Genomic DNA, 19298 nt, shown 5'->3' with positions numbered 1-19298 from the left:
AGTGCTTATTGTCCCGGGTCCGCCCGGAGGACAAAAGTCCGGGCATGTTGCATCGTGCAATATGCGAAGGTAAGGGGACCATCTACCTGGGGGAGACAAACCATGCCAGATGTACCAGCTAACCTGAGGATGAGATTCGAGAGGTGGGACGCGGAGGGGCGTCCACCGCAGAAGGCCTTCGCATGGGAGAAACCGAGCTGGCAAAAGTACCTCGGCAACCGCAGCATTCTCGAAACGCTTCCGAAGCCTATTGACCGCGCTGGCGTCCTGGAGCCGTTCCAGCTCGTCCATGACCAGGACTCTGCGCTTGATGCATACATCGCCAGCTACCTCTGGGGTTATGCCAATGCCAACTTTGGACCCTACCGGGCCGCGCGGGTCATCCGGCTGAACACAGATCCGGATTTCGCCGCTGAGTTGCACGAGCTCGCCAAGTTGGCGATGACCAAGGGCGGGAACGCAGCTTTCGAGTATGTCGTTGGCAAGCGACAAAGCAACAGGAAGTTCTTCGATCAGTGGGGGCCGGCGTTCGCGACCAAGTTCATCAGCTTCGCTACTAAGGTCTCCGACCAGGTGCCCACAACCACGATCATGGACAGCATCGTTGTCGATTGGTTCCGTGAACACTGCAAAGCGATCGGTCCCCTCTGGCTCAACTGGAACAGTGCCGGTAGCTACCGCCGGTACACCGAATGCACTGCCGAATGGGCAGAATACCTCGGCATTGAACCCGAGGAAGTCGAACAGCTCATCTTCGGGAAAGACGTGCCGCCGGAGGTCCTTCAATACACCCGCATAGGATGACCCCATGTCTGAACCCGAGCAGGTCACCATCCGCAACAGCGTGCCGAACATCCTCGCCAATGAAGCGTACGGCCCCGACTGGAAACGCACCCAGGAGGTCATGGTGGTCAACACAGCCGGTGGCACCTCGACGCATCTGTCTTTGAAGTCTGCGCTTGCCACGACATTGTGCGGCCAGCAGTCTGCAAGAGTGGCCCGCGCCTGGTTCCTCCTGAGCGGCTGCAAGAAGTGCTCAAAGGCGGCTCTCAAGCAGGGTATCGCCACGATCACTGATGCCGACGGCTCTCTCATCGACCTGGCCACCAACACCGAGATCCAGCCGCCGTCATGACACCCGCGCGCCGTGCCAAGCCTCAGATCACCGCGCTATTGGGCATAGTCGCGGCAGCAGTTATCTTGGCCGGCTGTTCAGGCAGCCCCGAAAGCATGACTACCGATACCGCCATGGGGCGTGCGACAGAGAACCCCGGCTCTGCTTCCGCCGGACTAATTCAAGCTGTACACGACCAATGCGATTTCGGAAGCAAGATCCTCCACTACCTCGCGACAGGGGATAACCAGGGCGACCCTAAACTGGATACCGCCTTCTCGCAGCATGTGGGCGTCCCGGTTCCCCAGGCTCGCGCGATTGCCGACCAGGCCATTGAGCGATGCGACGAGTCCCTCTCGAAGCAAGAAGCAGCGCAGGCATCAGCCGCAGCATCAGCACAAACTAAGGCCTCCGCTGCCGCAGCGGAGGCCCAGGCGTCAGCCAAGGCCGCGCAGGACAGGGCAGAACGGCTTGCCAAAGAACAGACAGTCTGTGCTCCGCTCGGCGGGACCGTGCGGGCGGGCGGCGACATTAGCGCTGACCTCTGCGTCTCGAACAACAAAGGCCAGACAACCGACGAGGCACACCTATCCTGCGCGTACGCGACCATCCCGTTCCAACCAGACGGAACGCTCTCCGCCGCAGACATAGGCAGCTTCAAAGAGGGCTACCCTGGCTGCTTCTCCTGAAACCGAGAGCACAAGCCGAAGGTACGCCTCATCCGATGGGGTCAGTCGGGCGTGCCCTCGCCGGGCTGGTCCTTCTTGGCTCGTTTCTGCATTCCAATGATGAGGAACGTTGCTCCCATCGTGAGGAAGGCGATCCACGCCAGATTTCCCATAATCAGCAGGACCACCCCCAGTATGAAAAAGACGATGCAGAGCTGGAGGAATGCCGGGCCCCCGGATTTGTCGGCTCGGCTATTCGGCTCTGACATCGGCTTTCTGTCACCGTTCATGGGTTCACTCTACTGACGCGGTTTCGGCCGATCGGTGAGGCCAACGCTCTTACGGTGGGCTAATCGCCCCGCCAGCCCCCACGCGGTACGTGCGTCCAAACGCGATTTCCGGCATTCGGCAGGCTACAGTTCTGGCATGGCGACGATTTCCCGGACAGTTGAATGGACCCTGCTCACCGACCACGAGACAGCCCTTAAGGTGCTCCCTTTAGCTGTTGAGCAAGCGAAATTCAAAGTTAAGTCTCTGAACCCGGATGAGATTGCTGTAGACGTTCCGCAGGCGCTGCTGAGCAATCAGTGGGCCGCAAAGATCACCGGGTCAATCGTTCCTGATGCTGACAAGACGCACATTGAGTGGCGCGTCGAAGGCCTCGGTAACAAGCACTACAAGCACCTGATCAAAATTTCCGAAGGGCTTCCGGAGGGCATGCTGGACGATCATGGGGTTCAGGCCGCGGCCAGCCAGGTAGCGTTGCGCATTTTTGGCCGGAAGGAAATTGCCCACCTCGCCAACGTTCTGGACCGTGGCGAAACCGTGCAGGCGATTGGAGTGGGGAGGCTGGAAAACAAGGCCGGGATAGCTGCAGCCACGGACCGCCGCCTGCTTTTCCTCGAAAAAAGCATCGGATCAGAGGACCTCACTTCCTTTTCGCTCGGCGCTATCCAGGCCGTCGACCTGAAGAAAGCGATCGGAGGGGAAACCCTGACGATCAACCACTCCGGGACCAAAGCATTGGTCACGGCCCTCGGACATGGGCAGGGCGACTCGCTCGCCAAGGCGATCCGCAATGCCCAGACTGCCACCGCACATCAACCGACGGCGCCGGATTTCGCTCCGGTTACTGCTCCCGCGGACGATTTCATCGCTCAGCTCGAACGCCTCGCTGAACTCCACGCAAAGGGAATCCTCAACGACGAAGAGTTCCAGACGCAGAAAGCAATCCTCCTGTCCAAGCAAGGCTGAAGTGATGCTAGCGCTCGTAAAGCCTGCCTTCAGTAAAAGCTCATCCTGCCGGCGGGGAGTTTAGGGTGAGCCCGAGCCGGAACTCCTCAGCCTCGGCTTCGTCGACCCAGTCAACCAGCTCCACGTCGTGCTTCTGAAGTGCGGCTAAAACCTCGTCAGGTCGGACCCGGAAGAATTCCTTGCGGCGGTTCACTTTGTTCACACGGCGGTCATCGAAGTGGCCGTGCAGCATGGTCTCAATGCCCACGGCATCAGCAGAGAAGAACAGGGCATGGACGTCATATCTGTACGGCACCGAGGCGCTGCTCAGTTCCCGGATGCGGTCCAGTGGCTCCAGCCGCCTGGTCAGACCGATCTTGACAATGTCAGGACCGAAGGCGCCAATGTTGGAGATGACGTAGACGTAGCCAGCTCGGATATTCGCGGCACGGAAGTCGATTTCTTTCAGCTCCTCTTCAAGAGCGAGGATCTGCTCTTCCACCCGGGCGATTCCGGACGTATCACCCTGCGCCTCCAACGCCACCATGACGTTGTAGTAGTGGTCTAGCTCCTTCTGGAGTTTTGCACGCTCTGCCTCGAGTTCCTGCTGGACTTTGAGTTCTTCCCGCAGCTCGGCGCGGCGTTCACGCTCTTCCTCCTTCTCCCTCAGGACGCTGTTCCTGTGGACCTCCAAGAGCGCGAGTTCCTCTTCACGCAGTGAGAAGTACTCATAGTCCAGGTAGCCGCCGAACTGCTTAGCAACTTCGTTGAGCTTGTCCCAGGTCTTGTTGAGGCGTCGCTTGCCCTCCCAGAAGCTGCCAGTCCTGCGGGTTGCTTCGATCTCGACCTGAAGATTCATAATGCCGAGGAGGAGCGGTCCGATATTGGCCATGAATTTCTTCGACATCTCGAAGGAGAACCCGTCGGCGGAAGTCATGTCTGCGGGAAAATCCGATATTGCAGCTTTGCTGCGGAGAACCGTTTTCGCCCGTGAGCGGAGCGACTTGATTTCACTCATGACGGACTCCGAGTTGTCCGCAATCGATTTGTAATCGCGAAAGCCGAGGGCAGCTGGAAGGTTATCGGTCGGCGTAGCCTCTACCGTTTCCTGTAGATTCCGTAGGGCCACCTTGGCAGTCTCAATTTCGGATTGCAGCCTGCCAAGCTCGGCTTTTCGAGCGTCACGCTCTACGTCATCGACGACGTTCCCGAGGCGGAATTCCCACCGACTTCCGTCCCACCATTGGACGAGGTCGACTAGGTGCGGATAACTCGGGCACGGATACCAGCCTGGTGGTCGAGACGAATCCATGGTGCCCCCTTAGTTAGCGCCTGAGTGCGCACGAGATGAGGCTACCAACCACCGGCTCCTTCCAACCCAACTCATGCTCCTCGATAACATGCCCTTCCCGCAGGGGCAGTCGAACTCGTACCGCTCTGTGTCCCCGGAACCTGCCCCAAAGCCAGTGTGGCAATCCAGCGAGGAATGCCGTCGTTCGGTGCGGATACCCCGCTCGCTTTCCCTCATGATCTGAACCCATAGGAGGGGTTCCCGTCGCAGTGCGAACGAGAAGTATCCCTGCGAGGGTCAATTACACAGCCCAAGCGCGGCATCATTGACCGGGCTGATGTCGATTTTCAGGCCGGAGACATCTGGATGCGGTGCCCAGATTGGATCAATGTCGGGATGGCTGCTGTGGTCCTTGGCCGTGCCATTGCCTGCGTAAGTCTTACCCCCGGGGGCATCGAGAAAGACAGCCTTGAGGCGGCGGCCGTCTACGGTGATGGCCTGACAATGGGCCGTAACGTAAGGAACTGTCAGCGGCCACTTATCTCCGAAGTCGGTGCTGACAAGAAGACCCGGATCTTTGGCTATCTCTGACGGCACCTCAACCTTGGTGGGTGCTTTGGCAGCTGCTGGTGCATAACCTGCGCAGGTTCCGTCTTTGGGCTTACTGAGGGCGACCGCAGGAAAGCTGACTACGACGTAGCCTGCGTTCCCGCCGACATGATCCGGGCCTCCTCCTGGAGCCCAGGTGCGGTCAACGCAGATCTCGGAGTCGTCCACGACGACGCCTTTGAAAGTCATGCCCTTCCAGATGGGCGCGTTGGGAAGTTCGGCCTGGACTTCGGCCTCCGCCTTGGTCACACGCTCCGCGTCAGTCAGCGTGCTGACCGGAGCCGCTGATGCTGTGGACACTGTCGAAGTCGACGGTGTTGAAGTCTCCTGGGCAGTCGGGGACGCGGGCGCTGCGCAGCCAGCGAGAAGCAGCCCGGCAAAGGCGATGCAGGCCGGCGCTGTGTACCGAGAAGTAATCATGGGCTCACTCTACTGACGCGGCTGCGGTCGATTGGTGAGGCGAACGCAACGACGCAAGAATCGTGCGATGCTCCCGCGAGGTCCACGCGCCGGACGTCCCGGCCGCGCTCCACGAACGCAGACTTCTCGAACGCTGATCGTCCCGACTCAGGGTCGCTGTTACGCTCCAGAACATGGCCGACACGAAGATGACCAAGAGCGCGGGGGAGCACTGGGTGTGTTCGGTGCTGTCACGGTACGGCTGGGCCGTGGCCCTCACCCGGGACGGGCTTGAGCGCACCGACATCCTCGCCGTCCAGACCGAAGGGAAGCGGCAGACCATCGAGGTGCAGGTCAAGTCGATGAGAAGACAACGGTTGGAGGCCAAAAACCGGTGGCAGCTCGGCGTGAAGTCGCAGCAGCGGGCGCTCTCCCAGCACGAGTGGTACGCGCTGGTCATGCTCGACCCCGATGTGCCGACGGCGGCGCCCCGGACCTTCATCGTCCCGAGAGACCACATTGCGGCCGCAGCATGGATCGGACACAGGAACTGGCAGAACGAGCCGGGCGTACCTGCCGGGAGACGCAATCCCGGGATGGAACAGGCTCGTGTCGGCACCGACATTGTCGCGGACTACGAGGACCGCTGGGACCTGCTCGGCATGCCGACAGACGAAGTCCCCATCATGCTCCCGCCGTGGTACCGCGAACTCGCCGTCGACCCAAGAATCGGCCTGCCAGAGGATCACCCTTGGAAGGAGGAATTGCCGGAGTGGTAGGCCACCAGGAGCCGACTGTGGATCCTTCCATCTCGCGATCGTGTACTGAGGTCCCATGCACGACATGGAAGTGCTCTTAATGCCCTCGAACGTTGACGTCCTAAGTTCGACGCCGGCCTTGAGGTCAGCCCTAATCGGGCCTAGGGCCATTATGCGGCGGTCGGAAGGTCCCTCACTGTTGACGCCGACCGGACCATCCTCTCGCGAAGAAAGCGTTGGCGATTTCACTGAGCTCCCGGTTGCTCATCTCCGGATAGGTCAGCCGGATCGTAGTCCCACTCCTGCGTCGCCCGCATCCTCAAAATGGCAATAATCCAATACATCGCTATTGGGAGGGATAGGCCCATTCCCAGCCGCTGGTGGCACCGGAGGGGCGCCAGATGAGGGTTCCCGCGCCTGGGGGCACGTCGAACGCCATCTTGCCGACGATCCTTTCGCTTGGACCAATCTCTGACGGGACCCGTTGCGCCGGCGCGATGCAGTTGATGTTATCGAGTCGGCCGTTCACGGTAATTCCGTCGGCGGTAACTGCCTTCCAGTCGACAATTGTGGTGAACGTCGGGTAAAGGGCTTGGCCCAGTTCCGGCGTGGTGATGATCTCCATGTCCAGCACAACTGACTGCCCCTGATCGGGGTTGAACAGGGACGAATAGCATTCCGCGTTGGGGGTGATGCCCTTCACTGTGATGGCAACAGTCCTGACTCCGTTGTGCTGGAGTTCGAGCACGTCACCCGCTTGCACAACGAGATTGCCGCGAACACTCTTTGGTGAGCCAGCCGGCGCCGGTGTAGGAGTAAGTGTCGTCGTGGGAGTCTTACTCGGCGGCCGCGCTGCAATTTCTGCATTGGACTCTGCTACCTGCTCGGGACACAGCTCAAGTATCTTGTTGCCGGCGGCTTTGAAGCCATCAATTTCAATGGTGTGGCTCCCCGAATTAGCGGAGAGGAGGGCCGTAAACGGTTTGCGGAGTTCCTGCACCTGATGCTTCAACTCATCGTTGGCGCCATGCGCAACAGAGTCGAGATCCTGGGAGATGGTCTTGGCTTCCATCAATTCATCCGGCGTGATGTTGGTGCTGAAGTCCTTCAGGAATGCTGTTGCCTTAATGAATCGGCTGTCCTTCCCGCCAGAGAAGAGCTGAGTACAAGTCGTTTCTTTTGAGTTGGCGGTGTCGGACGGTGTCGCCGAGGCGGAGTTCTGGGGGAACGGACCCCCGCCACAGCCGCTCAGTACCAGGACGGTGGCCAGCGCGGTGACCGGAACAGCTCTCTTCAATTTTGCCCCCATTTGTTCGAGTGAATGCTCGAGTAGTACTACCAAAAACCCCTGGATCGTGGGCACCAATTTCGACCCGATGCACTTGTTCCCGAGCTTTCCCTAAGCAGCCCTTGAAGGCTACGCCCCTGATGCCGAGAACTGGCTCAAGTTTGGATCAGGAATCGTACAAGAACTGATGATTGAGACTGGACCGGTCAAGGTTTGGAGTAAGAGTGATTTTCGAAGGGACTCGGGTGATTTCAAGAGCGCAACTCCCGGGGCACGCAACGCCGGGCCGGATCAGGCTCATGTCGGGACTGAGACAGTCCAGGCTTATGAGGACCGCTGGGATCTGCTCGGCACGCCGACCGACGAAGTGCCCGTGATGCTCCCGCCGTGGTACCGCGAGCTCGCCGCCGACCCGAGAGTCGGCCTGCCTCCCGAGCACCCTTGGAACAAGGAACTGCCTAAGTTCGACACCGGCCTTGAGGTCAGCCCTAATCGGACTTGGGGTCATTGATTCGCCGGGCGGAGGGTCCCTCACTGTTGACGCCGACGGACCTTCCCCTCGCGAAGAAGGCGTTGGCGATTTCACTGATCTCCCGATGGCTTTTCTCTTGATAGGTCAGCCGGATCCACTCGTAGTCCCACTCCTGCATCGCCTGCACGTGGCGGGCATGCTTGGTGGCGCGCATCTGGGCCGCGAGGTCATCGTTGACGAGGGCCTTGGGCTCAGGAATCCGGACCGGATTGGGCGGCCGTGCCGTGGCAGGAGGGGCGGGGGTCCTGGCGTTATGCACCAGTGCCACGGTCAGCGTGATCACCCCAAATGCGATCAAGAGAACCCACCAATACTGGATGAGAAGCCCGATCGCGGCGAGTGCGAGGAAGAAGCCGAAGGGGCCACACCCGAGCGCACCGGCGCCTGCTGCGGACGCCTTGCTGGATCGGCGACGCTTGCTAGCCATGCTTCAGGATCCCACCAGGCGCTGACAATTTATACAGGCCTGAGGCGAACTTGGGGACGGCGGTCTCGCTTGCCCTAATGTCCAGGGACTATGAGGTCAGCCCGGAGTCGCGTTTTATCCGCAGCGAATAACTTGTCCTCCTCATCCATCCAGCGGTGCCACAGTTCCCTATGACCTTCTCCGTCGCGCTCTATGCCACGTCGCAGACGCTCATCCTTTTGAGCCTCCACCCATACCGCAAATGCAATCCTGCCGATGCTCTCTCGTCTGGTGCACGTAACGCCTTCGACGAGCACCACCGGACTCCAGTTCACCGTTGTCCAGCGTCCCAGGGAATCACCGAACTCGTCGCCCTCCCAAGCGGGCCGGGTATCCGTTGAGTAGGGGGTCCAGGACCTGTTGCTCGAACCTAGGCCACCATCCGCCAAAGTTGTTCTAGGAAACGAAATCGTCAATCGGAATGATCGGGGCATTCAGTAATGGGGCCAATTTCCCCGCCAATGTGCTCTTGCTTGACCCTGAAGGCCCATCGATTCCGACGATCTTGATGCCATGAACGGCCGGCGCACTCAGCACAGCCTTCTGGATGTTCTGCAAGGTGCTGTTCACGTGACAATCCTTCGTGCAAGTTGTCTGTGGCTCTCTGGCGGTCGCCGTCGTCGATGCTAACGCAGCTGGATGAGACCAGCGTTGGCGGGCCGGAAACCACACGCATCAAAGTAGAAGCTTCTCAGGTGGTCGTCGAAGTCAACATGAAGCAATGGTCTCTTCGGCTGTCGGGGACACGGGTGCTGCGCAGCCGGCGAGAAGCAGCCCAGCAAAGGCGATGCGGGCCGGCGCTGTGTACCGAGAGGTAATCATGGGCTCACTCTACTGACGCGGTTGCGGCTGGTTCTTCGTCCGACACCGGTTTCCGGGCGTGCACGATGTTCACGGTCGAAGTCACTCTGCCGATCTTGCGCAGAGCGAGGAAGATACTGACGAGCATCAGGAAGAAGCCTCCCAGGATCAGAAGGCCGCCGCATATCGAGAGGAAGGTGTACCAGTCATCCTCACTGCGGTATGCGGAGTTGGCGGACCGGCCCCCGAGCGGGAATAAGAGTATCCAGCCAATGGGCAGCAGGATTACTCCGGTGAGAAAGCCGGTGCGTTGTATGTTCGAGCCATTTCGTCCCCCAGGAATTGGCAGCGGCGGAAGCTGAAAGATGAACCGGTCGTCGGGTGACCAACTGTGCCCGTCATCGCATCGGTAACCACGCAGCCACGCTCGACCGTCTACGACGCGAAGATAGAAGCCCTTCGGATACTCGTCGTCTCTGCTAAGTGCTTCGGAGGCCTGCATGGTCGTTTTCCTCTTGGCGGGGAGAATCGAGTACCGGGTACTCGTGCGCTTCAACCCGCAGTGACTTGTACTGGTATTTGTACTAGAGCGCTGCCCGCATGCCGCTGCGAACATCAAGTGATCAAGTGGATGGGGGAATCGAATATGAAGCAGTATCGCCCATCTCAGAGCCCTTGCTGTGGCCCCTATGCATCGGGGTGCAGTGGGAAGACAACTTGAAGGAGAACGGTCAGTATGACCCCTCGCGAAGCGCAAGCCCCCGGCTTCCGGGTTGGGAAGCCCGTCCCCGAGCCGACGCAGTACGAAGCTGGAGGGCGGTTGAAGCCGCGGCCATGGCCTGTTGGCCCGAGTGAGAGCTACGGGAAAGTGGACTTTGATGACAGCGAGGGAAAGGCCGTCCTCACCGTCTACGTACAGCGCGAGCCCGATGAAGGTTACGTCCTGCACGTCGAGCACCTAGCCGCGCCGCTGCGGGTGGATGGTACGCTCCTTCGCCTGAGCCCGGCGCCTCACGTTGATAGGGACGCCGCGGACTTCCGCCGGATCACCGCTGCCCGGACGGCTGCCGCGAAGGCCCAGGCCGAGCTCGACGCCGCCGTCAGCGCCGCCCGCGCGAACGGAGACTCCTGGGAGGTTATCGGTGCGGCCCTCGGCATGTCCGCTCGAACTGCGCGGGAGCGGTTCGGAAACACACCGGGACGGCCGTGAGGCCGACGAGGTGACGCACGTGCAGGGCCTGTTCTCGCTTCTCCACGCAACACCCGCAAGTAGGAGATAGCCACAGATGGCAACAGATACGATCGCATCCGCCGTTACGACCGGGGAAGGCGCGACGGAGGAAACCTTTCAGCAGAAGAAGAACCGCATCGACAAGGCTGCGTCACCCCACCACCCGGCATCGGCATTCCCCGAGGCTGGTGAAGCGTGATGATGTCGCTCACCAAGGCCAAGGCCGTAGCCAAGGACCCGTCCGCCTACAAGCTGGTCGCCCCCGAGGCAGGTGCGTGATGGAGATGTGCCCCAGATGCAAGGAGTTCTACCCCTCGACGGAGTTCGTCGCTGGGAACGGGAGCCGCAGGAGGTACTGCGGCACGTGCCAGCCGGTGGTGAATTTCCACTACAGCCTCCGCAAGTACGGCATCGACATCCCCACATACGAAGCCATGGCCACTGCGCAGGACCACGAGTGCGCCATCTGCCGTACAGCGGAGGCGGATACGGGCGAGCGTCTCCTGCTCGACCACTGCCACGTCACCGGGAAGGTGCGTGGTCTGCTCTGCCGGAACTGCAACACGGGACTGGCCCGCTTCAAGGACAGCACGATGATCCTGCAAAACGCCTTTGCCTACATGCAGAACGCGCTGTGGGACGTTGGCCACGACCTCACGGACATCGAGCAGTACCTGCGTCGCTCTTAGACCGGGAGCAGGCGGGGTCTTTTGGTTGGTAGCCGCCCCGTCTGCCCCCTAATCCAATGGCTACCAAGTGTGTCCACCGTCTGGTTAGGACTGGATCACAACTGGATGGGCGGTCGCATCGAAGGGACGGTCTACTCATGCCGTCACAAAGACCAGGGCCTCAAAGCCGAGAGCACGTCGGCCGCCGGCTACGGTTCGGCCGAACACCATGAGAAGTTCGCTGAGTCCCTGGAAAAGACCGGCGCGAGATCAGCCTGGCGGCAGTGGGGTTATGGCGTCGGGTGTTGGAAGAAGCGGACCGACACTGTTATTTCGCCTGGTCTGGGTCCCAGCCCTCCGGGTCATGCTTCTCCAGCGTCTCGATCAGAGGTTCAAAACCGCCCACGCCGGTAGCCGCGGACACTACGCGGATCTCCGCCGCCAAGTCCCGCCAGATACCCGCATACCAAGCAGCGGGATCAGTGCCGTGCTCCAGCAGGAACGCATCCAGGGTCGCCTTACGGTAGACAAGCCTGGCCCCTCGCTTCTCAACGAGCGGACCCCGCCCGACGTACCTCAGACTTCGCAGAAACTCCGCGCTCAAGGTGTATCCGACCGGTCCGCTCAGGTATGCCGCAGCCTCCCTGGAACTCATCTCCATGTCAGGAGTCAGATCGTCCATTGAACCAGCCTTCATTGCCTACCGCAGGACCGGCAAGGATTTCGCCATGAACCACGGCGGCCTCGTCGAATAATCGCTGCAAGGGTCCATGTACTCATACCCGTGTTTACGGTAGAAGCTAAGAAGCCTCTCTTTCTCCCCCTTTTCGTCGGGAGACACCACAACGAGATCGCGGCCTGCGTCCTGGGCGTCTCTTTCAAAGAACGCCAGAAGGTCGGCACCGATGTCCTGGCGCCGCCTCTCTTTTTGCACGAAAAACTTCACAATAAGCGAGCAGGCCCAGTTGTCGGGCTGGTCCTCGTACGCAGCGAGAAACTGCCATACCCTCGCGTCGTGTTGTCCCGAAATCCAGCCCACTATCCCGTCAGCGTCCTCGGCGACGAACTCACGTTCGCTGACCCGACCACGCCCATCCTTGTACCTCGGACCGTTGTCCCGGTCCCAGGGGAGTATCAGGTTGCCTATTGCCACCTGGTCACCCCGGTCGGCTCGTCTTATGTCCATGTCCCTGCTTCAGTTTGTGCCCGTATCCGGCTGCCGTATTCAGCAGCATGATCTTCCCACAGACGCCTTCCCGGGATGGGCAGTGGGGCCCTCAGTGGCCGTACTTGTTGACCACGATCTGCACGATGTTGGTGTCGTCGTCCTGGCCGTAGTCAGTGATCGAGATGCGTACGTTCCAGCCGTCAATGACCCCAATGCCCCGGCAGGTCAGTCCGCCTGCGTTGAGGCGGGGGTTCCGCTCGCACGCCTCGAACTCCTGAGGGATCAAACCCACTTGCTGAACGTATCGCTCCAGGTCACCTTCCCGGTACTTCCGGTGAGTGTCCCACCTGTATGCGTACTGGGAACAAGGTCCATCAAGTGGGATGCACAGTGCAGCAGCCACCGGAGGCTGGGTATCCAAGTTCTCCCACCCCGGCTCTGGTTGAAGACGGTCGGCAATCGACTTCAGCTCAGCGACGATCTGATCGCTCCTCCAAGATGCCCAGAGGAAGAAGGCGGTGACAGACACGGCGATACCAGCCAGCACACCGAGCCTTACTTTGCGGCTCCTGCTACTCACGGCCTGCAACTACAGTCGGTTTTTCGCGCTTCTGCGCCGGTTGGAAGTAGTCGGTGAGAAAGCCAGCCAGTAGACCAACCAGGACAAGTCCTGCGGCCGGCAGGAGCGTGACCGGCCCGACGAAGTCGCGGATGTCCACTCTGAAGACGAGCATCAGGACGACCACGAGCAGGACATAAGCCACAGCCAGGGCTGTGCTGATTGCATTGATGGTCTTCCCCCGCGTCCGCCTCTTCTGCTTGGGGAACTGCTTCGCATACTCCTCGGCTGTGCCGAATTCGGCTTCCGCAGGAGTCCCGGTGGCTGCCTCGTGTGCCCGGACTTCATCGAGGGCTTCGGCTATTTCAACCTCAGAGAGCCCACGCACTCTGAGATTGAAAGTCAGGCTTCGCTCGTAGCTCATGGTCGTTCCTGTCGTGTCGTCTGGATGTCGGTGAGTGCCTGGCTCATTCGGCGCCAGGCTGTCGCCGAGCGCTCCAGTTCCTGGCGGCCCTGCTCGGTGAGCCTGAACTGCTTGCGGCCCGGACCTGCCTGGTCATGCTGCCATGTGTGCTCCACGAAACCCTGGTCCTCCAGTCTCTTCAAAAGCGGGTACAGCGTCCCGCCTTTGATGCGCGTGAAGCCGTGCTGACGAAGGACCTCGGCGATCGCGTAGCCGTGACTCTCGCCGTGACTGAGCACCGCGAGCACTGCCTGCGGAAGCGCTGCGCGGGTCAGCTCCTGGTCAAAGTCGATCTCACTCACAGATAGATAGTGTCACTAACTAGGTAGCTGCGCAACCAAATCGGACTAAGGGCCAATCGTGGCTACAAAGCGGCCCGGTTTGAAGGTTGGGGGTTGGGTGTCGAGGCCCCGGCGGCCCGCGTGCCTATGCAAAGCGGCTGTTCAGAGGGACTTTCGCTACCCACCCCCCCGACCGCGGCTATGGTGCTGGGGTCCTGGTGCGGGGCTGAGAAACTTCGAGCGATTCGACGAGCCGGTCGTGCTGCCCAAGGAGATCAAGTGAGTCGGTGACGTAGCCCAGGGCGCGATAAACGACCTGCGCGCCCATGGTCACCGGCGCTCGCCTCTCAGTTTGAGGGCGAGTACGGAACGCCGGTCGAGATGCTGCGTGTCGACCAACCGCACGGGTGAGCTCAGCTAACATGTCGACGGGCAAAGTAGACAATATCCGCACGCAGTCATCTCTGGGTGCTGGAGTCGATCTCAGAGGACTATTACAGTCCACTCTCGCCTTTCCACTCTTCCGGTGTCACCCGCTTGATGCTCGATGAGTGTGCCCAGCCCAGATGGTACTTACCTGAAGAGTCCAGCCATTCAACCAGGCCGTAAGCGTGCGTCCAGCCCACAGCCTTGCCGTAGATCCCGCTCACGTAGACCAGAGGCCGGCCATACTTTGGGAACTCTCGGATTGGAGCTGGGTCATCAATCGGTCGGCTCTCCTCGGCTTGAATCCGGGCAAACATACGCTCGGAGTCGTCGGGAGTGCCACGCTTGATCACCGAATAAGTATAGAACATATATTCGAATGACACCCTCACCCAAAACCTGGTTCCACGGCGAATTGCATCAGATGCAGGATTCCAGTCGTGTGCCGAAGTTTTAATAGCTCCGTGATGCTATCCGTCACCCCTGTCATTGTTGACAGGATCAGATTTTCCTGCATTTAATGCATGAAACATGCGACAGGGGGTTGTCTGGATGGGTTCCCGGAGAGCTTTCGAAGGCTCTGCGTCACTGTTTCTCGTTCCTGGCGTGGCGTACCTTGACGCGGAGGAGACCGTATTTGCAGCGATGCTCGAGGGGTGGCGCGCTCAACGCATCGGGGCCCGTAATCTGCGCAAGCACACCGTGGCGACCGGGCTCGGAATCGTCAAGCAGTTCAGGGAAGCGTCAGGTCTGTATCCGTGGCATTGGACGCCGGCGGTGTTTGATGAGTGGATGGAGGACTTAGTGTCCGTCCGCCAGCGGGCCCCGTCGACAGTGCGGAACTACCAGATCGCCGTCGGACAGTTCTGTGAGTTCATTTGCTCTCCGTTATATGGGTGGGTTGCCGAGTGCGAGGAGCGGTTTGGAACGCATCCCATGCAGGTGTGCACCGAGTGGAACACGACCCGCCATCTGCAGGATTTCGAGGGTCGCCCTCGGAGGCGCCCGATGACCAGGGCGGAGGTGCAGCGCTTCCTTGACTACGCAGACGAGCAGGTCGAGATGAGGCTTGCCTCCGGAAGGAAGGGCGCGCTGGGCGCCTATCGGGATGCGTCGCTGTTCAAGGTCGCCTATGCCTGGGGTCTGCGAGCCCAGGAGGCAGCGTTGTTGGAGGTGACCGACTTCTATCGGAATCCGCACGCGCCCGAGTTTGGGAAGTTCGGCATGCTGCTCGTCAGGAACGGGAAGTCTTCCAGGGGAGGGGCGCCCAAACGCAGATCCGTTGCAACGCTTCACTTGTGGGCTGCCGAAGCGGTGAAGGATTACGTTGAGAATGTGTGGCCGATCGTGCGCAGTGAGTCATCGAATGCTTTGTGGGTCTCTGAGCGCGGAGGCCATGTCAGCCCGGATCATCTGAACCGGCGGTTCGCTGAGTACCGCGACGAGCTCGGGATGGATCCTGTCCTGTCTCCCCATGCCCTCCGGCACAGCTACGTGACTCATCTGACCGAGGACGGCGTCGACCCGGTGTTTATCCAACGACAGGTCGGACATGTCTACCAGTCCACTACAGCCCTCTACACTGCCGTCAGCGGCGCTTTCGCGAACAAGATGATGCGTAACGCCATCTCTGGCGTTCTTGAGGCAGCCCAGAATCGGAAGGAAATCGAATGAACGCCTTGGACTACGAGTGGCGGCTGCGGGAAGTCATGGCCACCAGGGGCTTATTCAGCACCACGAAGCTGATTCCTCTGCTCAACGAGCGGGGCGTCCACCTCTCAGCGAGCCAGGTTTACCGTCTGGCCGCGGAGAAGCCTGAGCGGCTCAACCTTCAGGTCCTGGTGGCCCTGATGGACGCTCTGGACTGCAGTGCCGATGATCTCATCGGCAAGATCGCAATACCTGCCAGCCGTCGAGGAACAGGCACTGACCATTCGGCGCCGACGGAATTCGGAGTAGGTGTTCTGAAGGAGAAGGGGTTTCTGCCGCGGCGTGCCTCAGTCCTGCCTCCAACTGGCGAGTAAACCATGTCAGCGGATCCGGCCGCCCCGGATTCCCGGGAAACAGCAGATGTCTGTCTTGCCTGCGGAGTGCCTGCGGGCGGCGGGCATTCAGCCGGGATCGGTGTCGTGTGCCCGGGCTGCTGGAAGATCGCACTGCCAGCGGCAACAACACGGCTGTGCCAACGGGTCCAAGGTCTGCTGGAGGACCTCCACCCGGTCGCCGCCCCGGTGGTCGCACAGGCTGTGGAGGCAGCCCTTCCGGATCCGGAGGACCGCCTGCGGGTCTGGTTTGAACTCGACACCCGTGGTCTTATCCCGGACGGCCAGACAGGGCGAAGGCCCCTCAAGCTCCTCGCCCTCGTCCACCAGTTGCGCCGCGCCGGAGTCTCAATCTCGCTGCGCGGCTCACCCACCCACGGTGTCTGCGGGCAGTGCCTGAACACAAGAGAGCTCCGCGGCCGACGAAAGGGCATCCCCCTCTGCGGGGACTGCTGGTCCAACTTGCCGCCCCTGCTCCGGCCCTGCACGCGCTGCGACGACGTCGACCACCGGAGCGCACCCGGCCGTCCCCGGCTCTGCCGTGAATGCCTGTTCCACGACAAAATCCGTGAGGTGTTCAGCCAGGACGTCCTGCGGAATCAACCCTCCCTGGCCGGTGCCCGGGACGTGCTCCTCGCCGCAGACACATCACACTGGAGCAGATTTTTCGCCGGAGTGACAACCTGGCCGATTCTCAAGAGAATGCTCGCCGACGGCGATGTCATTACTCACGAATCCCTTAATTCCTACGGGACGCCGGACCAGATCAAAATTCTTCGATCCTTCCTCGTCACGACCGGGGCACTGCCCGTGCGTGACGAGCGGGTTGTCGCCCTCGAGACCTGGGTCAACAACAAAGCCGAGCAGATTGGCCGTGCGGAAGACCGGCGGTCCTTCCTACGATTCGCCCGCTGGCGTCATCTGAGGCAGGCGCGCCTAAAGGCCCTCACCGAGTCCCAACTAAGTTGGCGTCGACGTGAACTCATCCTCGTCTCACGGTTCCTGCACTCGCTCCACTCCAGCGCGTGCACCCTCCAAACCGCCAGCCAGGCCCACGTTGATGCCTGGCTTGCCGCGGGGACCAAGGACCGCATACGAATACGCCCGTTTCTTCAATGGTGCCGGGACAACTCCATCATCCGCATAGCTCACCTTCCAGTCCTGCCCATCTCGTCGTTGCCGAAGACCGCCGCGCTGGCAGAAAGCCAGAGGCAGAGGCTTCTGCGTGAGGTGCTCAACCCGGCCGTGGAACTTGACCCGGGCCTTCGTCTGGCAGCAGGGCTGGTACTTGTGTATGGATCCAGGCCGCACGAGCTCGCGGGCCTGCGCCTGCAGGACTTCATCGCCGGGGAAAGTACCATCCACATCCGTTTCGGTCCGGAGCCCCTCCAACTTCCGGAGGCGCTCGAAATCCACGCCCGGGCGACGATGGCCGCACGCTCTGTGGCACGATTTGGCGGCATCGGCGAAGACCACGAGTGGCTATTCCCCGGGCCGATCCACGGCCGGCCGGTTACACCGTCAACCATGAACCGGCGGCTCCGCGCGATCGGACTGGAACCCGCGCCCGCGCGCAGTACAGCCATGGGCCAACTTGCAATGCAGCTGCCCCCGGTCATCCTGGCCCGGCTGACGGGCATCACCGTGGCACGGGCTGCTGTATGGCACGCGGCAACATCAGCCAGCCAGGCACGCAATCTGCCGGACCCGGCTAGGAACTAAAGGACAACCGCTCCCAAGAGTCGTTGAAGTCGAACCTGATGTTCACACGAGAAAGAAGGGCGCCGCGTGCGTCCATGGCGAAGAACGCCCGCGGCCATCCCCGTCCAACCGACCAGCTCCCGCTGGATCCTTCCGGGCTGTGCTGCAATAAGGCCCTTCCCCGGACAATTCATCGGAGCGGTCTTACGGGACGTTTTGTCGGCCGCCGTTGAGTCCTCCAGGGCCCGGCCAATGTGCTCCCGCTGAACGACCGATGCTTACGGGACGGCGTCTGCGGGCGGGTGTGCGAGAAATGTTTCGCTGTGTTTCGAGGGGTGGCTGGTCCGCACGGGTGCCCGGAAGGGTACCTCGGCCGTCGGGGTACTGCACGGGTGTCCGGAACCGAGGCCATCGAGTCGCTCAGCCGATCGGTACCTTAACTGGCATGAACCTGTACGGACCTCCGCACTCGCGGCCATAGGGATACTCCCCGGTGGGCTCCGTTTCGATTCGAAATGTGTGGGCAATGCGGGAACCCGAAGAGAGCGCGGCTTCAACGTAGACAGTTCTCACGCTGGCGGGTGGGACGAGGTAAGGCGCTGACTGGGGCACCATCCACTTGCCATCAGGGCTTTTGGCCACCGGCGCTGGAGTGCAGTCTTCCTCGAAGCAGGCTGCGACCGACGTGGGTTCATGGGAAAACTGGAGCTCCACTGGGCCGACGTACGCGTAACCCATGGCCGGGCACACCCCGCTCCCTGGCCGGCTAAACAGCAGGAGTGCCAAGGCCACAACCGCGGCACCGACGCCAAGACCGACTAGAAGTAACCCGCGAGGCTTCATGGTGCGAGCTTAACCCCGAGCGGCTCCCGTCGGCAGACGCCAGTTTTCGGCCCGGTTTGGGTTGGCGGCCGCGGCCATCTGCAGTACCGCTGGCGTCCAGCGGGGCGTCTAAAAAGTTGTGCTCATTCCTGATGGAACTGCCAAGGGGTTGCCGGACACTTATGGGTATGGGGAACCAAGGGAAGGCACATACGGACAATGAGCTGTGGTCGCGGGTCCTGGAGGGCGACGGCCCTGCCTTCGCCGAACTTTTCGTTCTCCACCGGGACCGAGTCTTCGGTCACAGCCTGCGCCTCGTCAGAACTTCCCATGAGCAGAAGACATCACCGCGATGGTATTCCTCGAAGCCTGGCGCTGCAGATCAAGTGTCAGGCTGGTCAACGATTCAATAATCGGGTGGCTGATGGTCACCACCACCAACGTGGCCCGGAACCGCATCAGGTCCAACCTCCGGTATGAGCAGCTCATCCGGAAACTCCCCCGCGCCGAGACGGCACCGGATCACGGCGACTCCGTGGCCGACGCCGTTGACCAGGACCGGCGCTCTCAGCTCCTGCACCGCGCCTACCGTTCACTCGGGCGAAAAGACCAGGAAATCATCGCCCTCTGCGTTCTCGAGGAAATGAGTACCACTGAAGTAAGCCAGTTGCTGCGCATCCCGCCTGGCACGGTAAAGTCGCGGCTCTCGCGCGCCAAACACAAACTCTCACAGCTGCTAAATCCACAAGCCGGACTGCGGCCGGCCAACCCACTCACC

The 19298-nt window shown here is 61.0% G+C and carries 25 protein-coding genes; 13 read left to right on the top strand and 12 right to left on the bottom strand.

Annotated features, from left to right (window positions below):
• Positions 1–102: 102 nt before the first annotated feature.
• From AB0N24_RS18545 to AB0N24_RS18535, 3 genes are all read left to right on the top strand, one after another.
• Entirely contained in the window at positions 103–804 is a 702-nt protein-coding gene (locus tag AB0N24_RS18545) for a hypothetical protein (protein WP_364127346.1), read from the top strand.
• 4 nt (positions 805–808) lie between these two features.
• Positions 809–1135: a hypothetical protein gene (locus AB0N24_RS18540; RefSeq protein WP_364127344.1), complete on the top strand. Its 327-nt coding sequence runs from the start codon at positions 809–811 to the stop codon at positions 1133–1135.
• 95 nt (positions 1136–1230) lie between these two features.
• Positions 1231–1803, top strand: a complete 573-nt coding sequence (locus AB0N24_RS18535; protein ID WP_364127342.1) for a hypothetical protein — start codon at positions 1231–1233, stop codon at positions 1801–1803.
• Positions 1804–1844: 41 nt separating this feature from the next.
• On the opposite strand, the gene AB0N24_RS18530 is transcribed toward AB0N24_RS18535, so the two are convergent.
• On the bottom strand, positions 1845–2072 hold the full coding sequence (locus AB0N24_RS18530; protein WP_364127341.1) for a hypothetical protein: 228 nt from the start codon (positions 2070–2072) through the stop codon (positions 1845–1847).
• Between the two features lie 136 nt (positions 2073–2208).
• On the opposite strand from AB0N24_RS18530, the gene AB0N24_RS18525 reads away from it, so the two are divergent.
• Positions 2209–3036 (top strand): PH domain-containing protein, encoded by an 828-nt coding sequence (locus tag AB0N24_RS18525; RefSeq protein ID WP_364127339.1) that lies wholly within the window; start codon positions 2209–2211, stop codon positions 3034–3036.
• A gap of 40 nt (positions 3037–3076) precedes the next feature.
• Here AB0N24_RS18525 and AB0N24_RS18520 read toward each other — a convergent pair whose 3' ends face one another.
• Both AB0N24_RS18520 and AB0N24_RS18515 read right to left on the bottom strand, forming a co-directional pair.
• Entirely contained in the window at positions 3077–4327 is a 1251-nt protein-coding gene (locus AB0N24_RS18520) for a GIY-YIG nuclease family protein (protein WP_364127337.1), read from the bottom strand.
• A gap of 276 nt (positions 4328–4603) precedes the next feature.
• Positions 4604–5335 (bottom strand): DUF2511 domain-containing protein, encoded by a 732-nt coding sequence (locus AB0N24_RS18515; protein ID WP_364127335.1) that lies wholly within the window; start codon positions 5333–5335, stop codon positions 4604–4606.
• Between the two features lie 173 nt (positions 5336–5508).
• Between AB0N24_RS18515 and AB0N24_RS18510 the strand changes: the two genes are divergently transcribed.
• Complete coding sequence (locus tag AB0N24_RS18510; protein WP_364127333.1) at positions 5509–6093, top strand: hypothetical protein; 585 nt, start codon at positions 5509–5511, stop codon at positions 6091–6093.
• A gap of 325 nt (positions 6094–6418) precedes the next feature.
• On the opposite strand, the gene AB0N24_RS18505 is transcribed toward AB0N24_RS18510, so the two are convergent.
• Positions 6419–7435: a hypothetical protein gene (locus AB0N24_RS18505; RefSeq protein WP_364127330.1), complete on the bottom strand. Its 1017-nt coding sequence runs from the start codon at positions 7433–7435 to the stop codon at positions 6419–6421.
• A 112-nt stretch (positions 7436–7547) separates the two neighbouring features.
• Between AB0N24_RS18505 and AB0N24_RS18500 the strand changes: the two genes are divergently transcribed.
• Positions 7548–7871: a hypothetical protein gene (locus tag AB0N24_RS18500; protein ID WP_364127328.1), complete on the top strand. Its 324-nt coding sequence runs from the start codon at positions 7548–7550 to the stop codon at positions 7869–7871.
• On the opposite strand, the gene AB0N24_RS18495 is transcribed toward AB0N24_RS18500, so the two are convergent.
• From AB0N24_RS18495 to AB0N24_RS18485, 3 genes are all read right to left on the bottom strand, one after another.
• Entirely contained in the window at positions 7849–8319 is a 471-nt protein-coding gene (locus AB0N24_RS18495) for a hypothetical protein (RefSeq protein WP_364127326.1), read from the bottom strand. The genes AB0N24_RS18500 and AB0N24_RS18495 overlap by 23 nt on opposite strands.
• Positions 8320–8754: 435 nt before the next feature.
• The gene (locus AB0N24_RS18490; protein WP_364127324.1) at positions 8755–8928 is read right to left on the bottom strand and encodes a hypothetical protein; all 174 of its coding nucleotides are present in this window, start codon (positions 8926–8928) and stop codon (positions 8755–8757) included.
• A 256-nt stretch (positions 8929–9184) separates the two neighbouring features.
• Positions 9185–9661, bottom strand: coding sequence for a hypothetical protein (locus tag AB0N24_RS18485; protein WP_364127322.1), 477 nt, complete (start codon positions 9659–9661; stop codon positions 9185–9187).
• A gap of 234 nt (positions 9662–9895) precedes the next feature.
• On the opposite strand from AB0N24_RS18485, the gene AB0N24_RS18480 reads away from it, so the two are divergent.
• The 3 genes from AB0N24_RS18480 to AB0N24_RS18470 all read left to right on the top strand — a co-directional run bounded on the left by AB0N24_RS18480 (position 9896) and on the right by AB0N24_RS18470 (position 11079).
• The gene (locus tag AB0N24_RS18480) at positions 9896–10369 is read left to right on the top strand and encodes a hypothetical protein (protein ID WP_364127319.1); all 474 of its coding nucleotides are present in this window, start codon (positions 9896–9898) and stop codon (positions 10367–10369) included.
• A 76-nt stretch (positions 10370–10445) separates the two neighbouring features.
• Positions 10446–10589: a hypothetical protein gene (locus tag AB0N24_RS18475; RefSeq protein ID WP_364127316.1), complete on the top strand. Its 144-nt coding sequence runs from the start codon at positions 10446–10448 to the stop codon at positions 10587–10589.
• Between the two features lie 79 nt (positions 10590–10668).
• Positions 10669–11079 (top strand): endonuclease VII domain-containing protein, encoded by a 411-nt coding sequence (locus AB0N24_RS18470; RefSeq protein WP_364127586.1) that lies wholly within the window; start codon positions 10669–10671, stop codon positions 11077–11079.
• Positions 11080–11386: 307 nt separating this feature from the next.
• On the opposite strand, the gene AB0N24_RS18465 is transcribed toward AB0N24_RS18470, so the two are convergent.
• From AB0N24_RS18465 to AB0N24_RS18445, 5 genes are all read right to left on the bottom strand, one after another.
• Positions 11387–11740, bottom strand: a complete 354-nt coding sequence (locus tag AB0N24_RS18465) for a hypothetical protein (RefSeq protein ID WP_364127313.1) — start codon at positions 11738–11740, stop codon at positions 11387–11389.
• A gap of 18 nt (positions 11741–11758) precedes the next feature.
• A complete protein-coding gene (locus tag AB0N24_RS18460; protein ID WP_364127311.1) occupies positions 11759–12244 on the bottom strand; it encodes a GNAT family N-acetyltransferase in 486 nt (161 codons plus the stop codon).
• A 91-nt stretch (positions 12245–12335) separates the two neighbouring features.
• Positions 12336–12518 (bottom strand): hypothetical protein, encoded by a 183-nt coding sequence (locus AB0N24_RS18455; protein ID WP_364127308.1) that lies wholly within the window; start codon positions 12516–12518, stop codon positions 12336–12338.
• A gap of 280 nt (positions 12519–12798) precedes the next feature.
• On the bottom strand, positions 12799–13209 hold the full coding sequence (locus AB0N24_RS18450) for a hypothetical protein (RefSeq protein WP_364127306.1): 411 nt from the start codon (positions 13207–13209) through the stop codon (positions 12799–12801).
• Positions 13206–13550, bottom strand: coding sequence for a PadR family transcriptional regulator (locus tag AB0N24_RS18445; protein WP_364127304.1), 345 nt, complete (start codon positions 13548–13550; stop codon positions 13206–13208). The genes AB0N24_RS18450 and AB0N24_RS18445 overlap by 4 nt, the downstream gene beginning before the upstream one ends.
• Before the next feature lie 1011 nt (positions 13551–14561).
• Between AB0N24_RS18445 and AB0N24_RS18440 the strand changes: the two genes are divergently transcribed.
• From AB0N24_RS18440 to AB0N24_RS18425, 4 genes are all read left to right on the top strand, one after another.
• The gene (locus AB0N24_RS18440) at positions 14562–15629 is read left to right on the top strand and encodes a site-specific integrase (RefSeq protein WP_364127301.1); all 1068 of its coding nucleotides are present in this window, start codon (positions 14562–14564) and stop codon (positions 15627–15629) included.
• Positions 15626–15979 carry a helix-turn-helix transcriptional regulator gene (locus tag AB0N24_RS18435; protein WP_364127298.1) on the top strand — a complete coding sequence of 118 codons (354 nt, stop codon included), beginning with the start codon at positions 15626–15628 and terminating at the stop codon, positions 15977–15979. The genes AB0N24_RS18440 and AB0N24_RS18435 overlap by 4 nt, the downstream gene beginning before the upstream one ends.
• A 3-nt stretch (positions 15980–15982) precedes the next feature.
• Entirely contained in the window at positions 15983–17719 is a 1737-nt protein-coding gene (locus tag AB0N24_RS18430; protein WP_364127296.1) for a hypothetical protein, read from the top strand.
• 1153 nt (positions 17720–18872) lie between these two features.
• Positions 18873–19298: sigma-70 family RNA polymerase sigma factor (locus tag AB0N24_RS18425; protein WP_364127293.1), on the top strand; the 426-nt coding region annotated here is incomplete at its 3' end.

This window comes from Arthrobacter sp. NPDC093128 (assembly GCF_040683875.1).
GTDB lineage: Bacteria > Actinomycetota > Actinomycetes > Actinomycetales > Micrococcaceae > Arthrobacter.
This window is presented reverse-complemented; position numbering and strand designations above follow the sequence as displayed.

Coding starts and splice junctions, on each gene's coding strand:
- AB0N24_RS18545 (WP_364127346.1), top strand. CDS start 103: ATGCCAGATGTACCAGCTAACCTGAGGATGAGATTCGAGAGGTGGGAC.
- AB0N24_RS18540 (WP_364127344.1), top strand. CDS start 809: ATGTCTGAACCCGAGCAGGTCACCATCCGCAACAGCGTGCCGAACATC.
- AB0N24_RS18535 (WP_364127342.1), top strand. CDS start 1,231: ATGACTACCGATACCGCCATGGGGCGTGCGACAGAGAACCCCGGCTCT.
- AB0N24_RS18530 (WP_364127341.1), bottom strand. CDS start 2,072: ATGAACGGTGACAGAAAGCCGATGTCAGAGCCGAATAGCCGAGCCGAC.
- AB0N24_RS18525 (WP_364127339.1), top strand. CDS start 2,209: ATGGCGACGATTTCCCGGACAGTTGAATGGACCCTGCTCACCGACCAC.
- AB0N24_RS18520 (WP_364127337.1), bottom strand. CDS start 4,327: ATGGATTCGTCTCGACCACCAGGCTGGTATCCGTGCCCGAGTTATCCG.
- AB0N24_RS18515 (WP_364127335.1), bottom strand. CDS start 5,335: ATGATTACTTCTCGGTACACAGCGCCGGCCTGCATCGCCTTTGCCGGG.
- AB0N24_RS18510 (WP_364127333.1), top strand. CDS start 5,509: ATGGCCGACACGAAGATGACCAAGAGCGCGGGGGAGCACTGGGTGTGT.
- AB0N24_RS18500 (WP_364127328.1), top strand. CDS start 7,548: ATGATTGAGACTGGACCGGTCAAGGTTTGGAGTAAGAGTGATTTTCGA.
- AB0N24_RS18495 (WP_364127326.1), bottom strand. CDS start 8,319: ATGGCTAGCAAGCGTCGCCGATCCAGCAAGGCGTCCGCAGCAGGCGCC.
- AB0N24_RS18485 (WP_364127322.1), bottom strand. CDS start 9,661: ATGCAGGCCTCCGAAGCACTTAGCAGAGACGACGAGTATCCGAAGGGC.
- AB0N24_RS18480 (WP_364127319.1), top strand. CDS start 9,896: ATGACCCCTCGCGAAGCGCAAGCCCCCGGCTTCCGGGTTGGGAAGCCC.
- AB0N24_RS18475 (WP_364127316.1), top strand. CDS start 10,446: ATGGCAACAGATACGATCGCATCCGCCGTTACGACCGGGGAAGGCGCG.
- AB0N24_RS18470 (WP_364127586.1), top strand. CDS start 10,669: ATGGAGATGTGCCCCAGATGCAAGGAGTTCTACCCCTCGACGGAGTTC.
- AB0N24_RS18465 (WP_364127313.1), bottom strand. CDS start 11,740: ATGGACGATCTGACTCCTGACATGGAGATGAGTTCCAGGGAGGCTGCG.
- AB0N24_RS18460 (WP_364127311.1), bottom strand. CDS start 12,244: ATGGACATAAGACGAGCCGACCGGGGTGACCAGGTGGCAATAGGCAAC.
- AB0N24_RS18450 (WP_364127306.1), bottom strand. CDS start 13,209: ATGAGCTACGAGCGAAGCCTGACTTTCAATCTCAGAGTGCGTGGGCTC.
- AB0N24_RS18435 (WP_364127298.1), top strand. CDS start 15,626: ATGAACGCCTTGGACTACGAGTGGCGGCTGCGGGAAGTCATGGCCACC.
- AB0N24_RS18430 (WP_364127296.1), top strand. CDS start 15,983: ATGTCAGCGGATCCGGCCGCCCCGGATTCCCGGGAAACAGCAGATGTC.